The following is a 3,687-nucleotide window of genomic DNA, read 5'->3' on the forward strand; positions in this document are numbered from 1 at the left end:
CGAGCACGCTGAACAGGATGCCGAGCGGCGTCGCATCGTTGATCACCGGCAGGTGGCTTCCACTGGTGGCCCTGATCACGAGGTCGGTCAGGCCGAGGAGCACGACCCCGAGGAGCACGCCGAACACGATGCGGGCCATCCGGGGGGTGGCCCGCAGCCGGCCGCTACGGTAGGCAACCAGCATCGCGACGAAGATCAGACCGGTCCCGAGCAGGGCCTGTGGGATGATGCCGTTGAAGGTGTCCTCGTAGTAGCGTGAGACCGCCCCGACCGCCACCCCTTCGATCAGGGCAAAGGCGATGATGAGCGGCGGACTGATCAGGTTGCGAAACGAGACGAACAGACTGATCGTCAGGGCGACGAGGCCGGCCCCAGCGCAATGCCGGGCGAGTCCGGTGCGAGGGCCCAGCCGACCGCGCCACCGGCCGCCAGCAGCGCGAACAGCCCCAGCGTGTGCACGACGACGTCGTCGATCGTGAGGGTGGTGGGCTGGCGGTAGTGGCTCGCCAGCTCCTCGGGGGTCGGCGTGGGAGGAGACGCGAAACCACCACGACGGAACGCGGGGTTCGAGGAACGAAGGTCGGCCATGGAGCCGGCTCCTCTCGGTCGCCTCCGGGGAGGCATCACCCTCGGTGACTACAGCCTACGTCACCGTATGGAACGTTCCTTGGGACGCAGGAGTTCCCGGCGCACCGGACACGGTGGACGGCGACAAGACATCGCGACACACGCCCACGCGCATCCTCACAGCGACGAAGCCTTCCCCTCGTCGGCCGCGGTTCATCGGTCAGATGCCCGGACGACCGAGAAAGGATTGTGCCGGTGGTCGGAGTCGAACCGACACTCGAGCTGTTTTTAGGACAGCCTCCTCTACCAGTTGGGATACACCGGCTCGTCTACATCGCTGATGTTTCTACCACGCTACGTAGGGTCTGGGAATAACACATGCGGAAAAAGTGGTCCGGAGATGGCGGCACGACCGAAAGCGTGACTCATCGTGACGAGGATGCCGACTGTTCGCCATCCCCTTCGATCAGTGGACAACCCAGATCGCTAAAAGGCGGGCCCGCCGTCGGGTTTGGTCTTGACGGCCAGAGCGGAGACGCGGGAAAACACCCCCACCTAAGTGCCGCGAAGCCACGAGGGCCGGTGAACCGTCGCGACCGGGGGACGATTCACCGGCCGCGGGAGATCCTGCCGGCCGGTGCGGCCCGGACAACATCCTCACCCGGGGACGCGGCCTCACCGCCCTCGGCATCGCCGGCCGAGCCGGCGGCGACGGCGGGCGCGGGGGCACCGGGAGCGGGGGGGCGAGTGGTCCCGTTCCGCCCGCTCGTCGTGGCCGTCGTAGCCGTCGTAGCCGTCGTGGCCGGAGTGCCGGGCGTGCCTGGGGAGATGGCCGCGGCGAACGCGGGCGGCATCGCCGCTCGGCGGAACTCGGCCCGGGGATCGGCGAAGGATCCGAGCGAGACGATCTCGCGGCGGAAGAACAGTGCCAACGACCAGTCTGCGACCACCCTGGTCTTGCGGTTGAGGGTGGGAACCCTGCCCAGGTGGTACGTCCGGTGCATGAACCAGGCGGGCCAGCCGCGCAGCTTGACCCCATAGACCTCGGCGACACCCTTATGCAGGCCCAGGGACGCCACGCTGCCGGCATAGCTGTGCTCGTACGGTTCGATGGGCTCGCCGCGCAGTTCGGCGAGGATGTTGAGAGCCAGCCGGCGGGCCTGGCGGACGGCGTGCTGGGCCGAGGGACTGGTTGTGACATCCTCGCCCCTGGTCAGGTCGGGCACGGCCGCGCAGTCACCCGCGGCCCACGCGTCACCCACCCCGTCGACCTGCAGGAAGACGGTCGCGCGCACCCGACCTTGATCGTCCAGGGGCAGATCCGTGTCGGCCAGCATCGGGTTCGCCCGCACCCCGGCCGTCCACACGATGGTGCCCGCGTCGAACTTCTCGCCGTTATTCAGTACAACCCGCCCACCGACCAGGCTCTCGACCCGCGTGTTCAACCTAACGTCGATACCCCGCTGCTCGAGCTGCCGGAGAGTATAAATCCCCATTCCGGGTGAAACCTCGGGAAGAATACGGCCGGCGGCTTCAACGAGGACCCACCGCATATCCGTCGGTTCCAGATCAGGATAGAAAGAACACGCATCGCGGGCCATGTCCTCCAACTCGGCAAGAGCCTCTATTCCGGCATATCCTCCACCGATGAAGAGAAAGGTCAGCGCCCGGCGCCGGACCTCAGGATCGGTCACCGAGGCGGCCGCGTCCAACCGGCTGATGACCTGATTACGGAGATAAATGGCCTCGGCCGCGCTCTTGAAGCCGATGCCCTGCTCCGCGAGCCCCGGGATCGGAAGGGTTCGCGCTACCGATCCTGGACACATCACCAAGATGTCGTATTTAAGATCAAATCTCTCGCCAAGGGATGGTTGGATCACAGCGGTCCGTGTCCCATGCGACACCTGAAGCGCGCTTCCACTGACAACCCGACAGCCCTTCAGGACCTTACGTAGCGGTACCACCACGTGCCGTGGCTCAAGGTTGCCGGCCGCCGCTTCCGGGAGGAAAGGCTGATAGGTCATGTACGAGTTGGGCTCGACGACTGTGACCGATGCCTCGCCCTGGCGCAGCTTCCGCCGCAGCCGCAGGGCCGTGTACATGCCGACGTATCCTCCGCCGACGATGAGGATGTGCGGTGGTTGCCCGTAGCCCATGGCAAAAACGTACCCACGAGGGCCGTGTTACACCCCGGTCCCGGGCTGGCCGCCCAGCTTTTTTCGTGACGCAGGACACGAATACCGGCGGTCTTCGGCCCGTGGTGCCGATGCGTCCGGACCGTGTTCCGGCTCACCTTCTGTGTCGACGGCCACAAGGACAAAGGCTTACCCCGCCCGCTCAACCACTTCCGCGAGCGCCGCCGCCGTGCCAAAAATCGTGTCAAGCATCACTTCGGTGACCCGGCCGGTGAAGGTGTTCTGTTGGCTTGGGTGATAGCAACCGACGATCGACACCCCGGATACGGGAAGTTCGGCCCGCACGCCGTGCCCGAACGACACCCGGCGCGGAGGAACCGGGAATCCGGCCTGGGCCAGGGCGGGCCACAGGGCGGACCAGGCGAATCCACCGAGGACGACGATGACCCGCAGGGTGGGCCGGACGAGCTCGAGGTCACGCACCAACCAGGGCCGGCAGGTGTCACGCTCCGTGGTGGTCGGCTTGTTCGCGGACGGAGCGCAGCGGACGACGGCGACGATGCGCGTGGCCGTCAGACGCTGACCGTCCCCGGCGGACACCGAGGTCGGCAGCGCCGCCAGCCCGACGCGGTGCAACGAGGCGAACAGCCAGTCGCCGCTGCGGTCCCCGGTGAAGATGCGTCCGGTGCGGTTCCCTCCGTGGGCCGCGGGCGCCAGACCGACGACGAGGATCCGGGCGTCGCCCGGGCCGAACGAGGACACCGGACGCCCCCAGTAGGCCTGCTCGGCGAAGGCCGCCCGCCGCACCGCCGCGACTTCTTCCCGCCAAGTGACCAGGCGCGGGCAGGCCCGGCAGACGGACATCCGGGCATCGAGCTCCCGGCTGCCCGTCGCGTCGGCGGCCAACGCGCGGGCCTCGGCCGGCGTGGCCGCGACCGGTGTGTCGGCGGCGGCGAGGTCCCCCGGCCAACCGCTTCCCGGCCGC

The 3,687-nt window shown here is 67.9% G+C and carries 2 protein-coding genes, 1 tRNA gene and 1 pseudogene; all 4 read right to left on the reverse strand.

Annotated elements, in window-relative coordinates; all coding sequences use genetic code 11:
* Positions 1-588: pseudogene (locus ACY5KJ_RS12495) on the reverse strand (Bax inhibitor-1/YccA family protein); the annotation flags it as partial.
* A gap of 229 nt (positions 589-817) precedes the next feature.
* A tRNA-Leu gene (locus ACY5KJ_RS12500) sits at positions 818-892 on the reverse strand.
* Between the two features lie 283 nt (positions 893-1,175).
* Positions 1,176-2,723 (reverse strand): NAD(P)/FAD-dependent oxidoreductase, encoded by a 1,548-nt coding sequence (locus tag ACY5KJ_RS12505; RefSeq protein ID WP_462185951.1) that lies wholly within the window; start codon positions 2,721-2,723, stop codon positions 1,176-1,178.
* 168 nt (positions 2,724-2,891) lie between these two features.
* On the reverse strand, positions 2,892-3,687 hold a 796-nt coding region (locus ACY5KJ_RS12510), incomplete at its 5' end, for a uracil-DNA glycosylase (protein ID WP_462203409.1).

The organism is Frankia sp. CcWB3, from assembly GCF_977927595.1.

Excerpts from the sequence above, each read along its gene's own strand:
- ACY5KJ_RS12505 (WP_462185951.1), bottom strand. The coding sequence starts at position 2,723 with ATGGGCTACGGGCAACCACCGCACATCCTCATCGTCGGCGGAGGATAC.